A 4,347-nucleotide genomic window follows, 5' to 3' on the forward strand; every position below is an offset into this window, starting at 1 on the left:
GGGATGTGGGGTAGTGGCTGAAAAGAAATATAGGACTACGCATTAAAGTTAGGACATTGATACAAGCAGCACAAGCTGTTGTAGACAACTTTTAAGTGCGACCCGAAGGTGTCACATCGCAAAATTGGGGGGTTAGGGGGGCAAAATCATACCCAGAATCAGCAACGCCTCTTAATACGGAAAGCGTACCTTTGCCTCTTGCCCGCCCCCCTTCTTAAGGCTAGGGGGGATTCTTCTTGCCTTGCGCGTAGCGCCATACCACCCACATAAAGATCTGTCAGGTTTGAAGTTAGCGATCGCATAGCTGTAGAAAAAGCGATGTTCCTTTGGAACATCGCTTTTTGCCCAGGTGCTTTGGGTTAATCCCATCCAGGGCTGACCTTAAGTCAATCTTTTGCAGCTGAGCGCCTCAATGCGATCGCACTGAACCTTCAACCTTGGCCAAAAGGCCACGCTACGCGAACAACCTTGGCCAAAAGGCCACGCTACGCGAACAACCTTGGCCAAAAGGCCACGCTACGCGAACAACTTTCAACCAATCCCAACAGCAGCTTAATTGACCACCGATGGCTTCAACTCATCTTCGTTGTCAGCACTGCTTGCCTTAAGGCCATTATCCGGCAAAGGATTACGAGCCTCAATTAGTTTGATCGCACGACTTACACTTTCTGGCAGAATCACCACTAAACCACCATCAGCGACTTTATCCAAACCCCTCTCAATTGCCTCTGTCTCCCTGAGGATAATCTCATAGTTGGACTCGCTTTTTTCCTGTCCTATGCCCTTACAAATTAACTCAGCTGCATCACCACTGGGACGTCCCCGTAAGTCATCATCTTCTTTGATAATAATCCTGTCAAAGATTTTTGCTGAGAGTCGTCCTAGTTCAATAAAGTCTTCATTCCGGCGATCCCCAGGACCACCCACAATCCCAAAGCACTCTCCGGGCCAGTTGCGCACAAAACTACCCAATGCCTCGTAACTAGCTGCATTGTGGGCATAATCCACTAGAGCATGGTAACTGCCAAGATTGAACAAATTCATTCGCCCTGGTGTCTGGTCTACAGAAGCCCTAAATGTGGTCAATGCTTCTCTAATGGCCTCAATCGAGACCCCTTGAGCAAAGGCAGCGAGACTGGCAGCTAGAGCATTCGCAATCATAAAAGGTGCCCGTCCCCCAATTGTCACTGGCACATTTACTGCCTCGTCAATCCGCAGGGTCCAATCCCCTTTGATGATGGACAAATAACCATTTTCATAAACCGCAGCCAGACCACCACCACTGGTGTGATTTTTGATTAACTCATTTTCTGAGTTCATCGAGAAATAAGCCACTTGACCCTTTACCTTTTCCGCCATTGCTCTGACTAGGGGGTCATCAGCATTGAGGATAGCATAGCCCTTCGGACTCACCACTTCCGCCACAATACTCTTGACCTTGGCCATCTGTTCAATGGTGTTGATGTCTCCAAGTCCCAAGTGGTCAGCGGAGACATTTAAAACCACCCCAATATCACATTTGTCAAAGGCCAAGCCAGAACGCAGGATCCCACCCCGAGCAGTTTCCAGCACTGCCACCTCAACAGTAGGGTCTTTGAGAATTACCTGAGCACTTTGGGGTCCAGTGGTATCACCTTTTTCCACAACATATTCATCAATGTAGATTCCATCTGTAGTGGTATAGCCCACAACCTTTCCAGTTTGGCGATAGATATGGGCAATTAAGCGGGTTGTCGTGGTTTTTCCGTTGGTACCTGTAATCGCGATGATGGGAATACGGTTAGGTTGCCCATTTGGGAAGAGCATATCTAGGACTGGTGCTGCCACATTCCTAGGCTTACCTTGACTAGGACAAACATGCATCCTAAAGCCAGGGGCAGCATTCACTTCTACCACCACCCCATCAGCTTCCCGTAAAGGCTTAGTGATATCGGAAGTGACAATATCAATTCCAGCAATATCCAGACCAATAATTTTGGCAACCCGCTCTGCCAGCCAGATAGTTTCTGGATGGATGTTATCGGTGTGGTCTACAGCAATACCCCCAGTGCTGAGATTGGCAGTTTCCCGCAAGTAACATACTTCTCCTTTTCTGGGTATACTTTCCAATCTATAGCCTTGCTTCTTCAAGACACTCTCACTGGTAGCGTCTACCACAATTTTCGTCAAGACATTGTCGTGTCCGTCACCCCGATGGGGATCAAGGTTAGTTTGGTCAATCAATTCCTCAATGGTAGACCTACCATTACCCACCACATGGGCAGGGATGCGCTCTGCTACTGCTACTACCTTGCCATTGACCACAAGAATCCGGTGGTCAAAACCTTTATAATAGCGCTCCACAATTACAGAGCGGGAGACTTCTTTGGCGGTCTTATGGGCAGTCTGTGCCTCTTCCCAGCTATTAATATCGAGGGTAATGCCTCGTCCATGATTCCCATTCAGGGGTTTAATCACAATCGGGTAGCCACCTACATCCTCAATTGCCCCTTCCAAATCATCTAGGAATCGAATTGTTGTCCCCCGGGGCACCGGTACACCAGCATCCCTCAGGATTTGTTTGGTACCTTCTTTATCACAAGCCAACTCAACGCCTAAAATCCCTGAATAATTACTCAATGTGGCTTGAATCCGCTTTTGGTGGACACCGTAGCCCAGTTGAATCATCGCTCTCGCGCTCAGCTGCATCCAGGGAATATCTCTGGCTTCGGCTTCCTTAACCAGGGATTGAGTGCTTGGTCCTAAAGCTGAATGATTAGCCAGTTCTTGTAAATCTTTCAGGTCTTGTTCTAATTCACTTTGGGGATAGGTTTGCTTATCAATGATGCTACGGCACAGCCGCACAGCTGCCCTAGCTGAATAACGACCCACCTGCTCATCAATGTATTCAAATATGACCTGGTAGACTCCTGGTGTCGTTGTTTCTCTAGTGCGACCAAATCCAACTCTCATGCCCGCCAGATCTTGTAGTTCTAGGGCAACGTGTTCAATGATGTGCCCGATCATGGTGCCTCTGGCAACCCGAGAAAGGAATCCCCCCCGGACACCAGGGGAACAGAAATGCTCTTCCAGACTGGGTAGGACAGTCTTTAGTCCCTTATAGAAGCCAGGAATCTCGTTGGAGGGGGTATTTGCCAATTCCTCTAAATCGAGACGCATGACAATCAGTTTGTGATGTCCAATACTCCAATAATTAGGACCACGTAAAGTCTGGATTCTCAGAATTCTCATATCAACTGAAACTTCGGTGGTGATGCTCGCTGAATGTGCAAGGAAGCGTAAAGACGCAATTTATCAAATAAAATCCGCCTTTATCGCCTACTTTGGCACTACTTTGGCACATTATTAGCCGATTGGCACGCTTGAAAACTCTAGCTCCAATCCGGGAATCAGGCGATCCGGTAGGCTGCTGATTAGATTTGGGATAATCTTATTATTATCAACCTTGGAGAGAAAAAAAACTGTTCTGTGTGAACATTTTTTTCAAAATTATCCATAACTATCGCAGCCAGCAGGTACTCAGATGAGTTCCCCCAACTACAGTCATGAGGAAACCCCCTGATTAAGGCGCTGCATCCCTTGGCAAAGGGCAGGTAAAGCCATACTCAAAAGCGTGGGCTGGTGATTGCAGTTGTTGTCCAGGATTGCTGGCTTTCCAGAAGGAAGGTTTAGCTTTCTCCTGCAAATAAGGAACGCTTGTGAAAGTGGTAGCGATCGCCATGAGATAGAATATGCACTCGCAGATTGTGGATACTGATCGGGTCGTTAGCACCAATCTTAGGCTGGTTCGTGTAAGACATTTCCTTGGGATCAATAATTGTGACAGTCCCTTTACCCATCACTTCTAACCAACCATTTTTTTCAAACAAAGCGCAGGTATCTTCATCAATTCCGATTGCCAATCGATCCGGATGTTCCGAAATAGCACTAATCAGGCGTGCCATACGATTGCGATGGTAGAAATGTTGATCTACAATGACCTCTGGAATGATTCCTAAGCCCATGGTTATATCCACCAAAGCACGATTAGGAGACTCACCACTACCACCACCAGCAATCATGTGATGACCCATAACTGCAGCCCCAGCACTTGTCCCAGCTAGGGTAATCTCGCTCTGATGAACCCGCTGCCGAACTTTTTCCATTAAGGGGGTATCGGCTAGTAGCCCGCACAAGCGTAGTTGGTCACCTCCAGTCATGAATACCCCGGTACAGATTTCAAAGTACTCTAGTAAGTCTTGGTTTTCTGCTTCAGAGCGATCGCGTATATCTAGCAACCGAATTTCTTCGGCTCCCATGTCTTCAAAGATGCGTTGATAGCGACTGCCAATCACGGTTGGTTCTCTG

At 47.6% G+C, this 4,347-nt stretch carries 4 protein-coding genes; 1 reads left to right on the forward strand and 3 read right to left on the reverse strand.

Annotated elements, in window-relative coordinates; genetic code table 11:
* Nucleotides 1-171 precede the first annotated feature (171 nt).
* Entirely contained in the window at nt 172-369 is a 198-nt protein-coding gene (locus tag F6K20_RS26130; RefSeq protein WP_287296579.1) for a hypothetical protein, read from the reverse strand.
* A gap of 68 nt (nt 370-437) precedes the next feature.
* Here F6K20_RS26130 and F6K20_RS26135 point away from each other — a divergent pair, with 68 nt between their 5' ends.
* The gene (locus F6K20_RS26135; RefSeq protein ID WP_287296581.1) at nt 438-560 is read left to right on the forward strand and encodes a hypothetical protein; all 123 of its coding nucleotides are present in this window, start codon (nt 438-440) and stop codon (nt 558-560) included.
* Here F6K20_RS26135 and cphA read toward each other — a convergent pair.
* Nucleotides 553-3,231: a cyanophycin synthetase gene (cphA, locus tag F6K20_RS26140; protein WP_009149562.1), complete on the reverse strand. Its 2,679-nt coding sequence runs from the start codon at nt 3,229-3,231 to the stop codon at nt 553-555. The genes F6K20_RS26135 and cphA overlap by 8 nt on opposite strands.
* A 437-nt stretch (nt 3,232-3,668) precedes the next feature.
* Nucleotides 3,669-4,347 (reverse strand): cyanophycinase (locus F6K20_RS26145; RefSeq protein WP_287296582.1); only part of this gene is annotated, 679 nt, incomplete at its 5' end.

It is taken from the genome of Moorena sp. SIO2C4 (assembly GCF_010672485.1).
GTDB classification, from domain to species: domain Bacteria; phylum Cyanobacteriota; class Cyanobacteriia; order Cyanobacteriales; family Coleofasciculaceae; genus Moorena; species Moorena producens.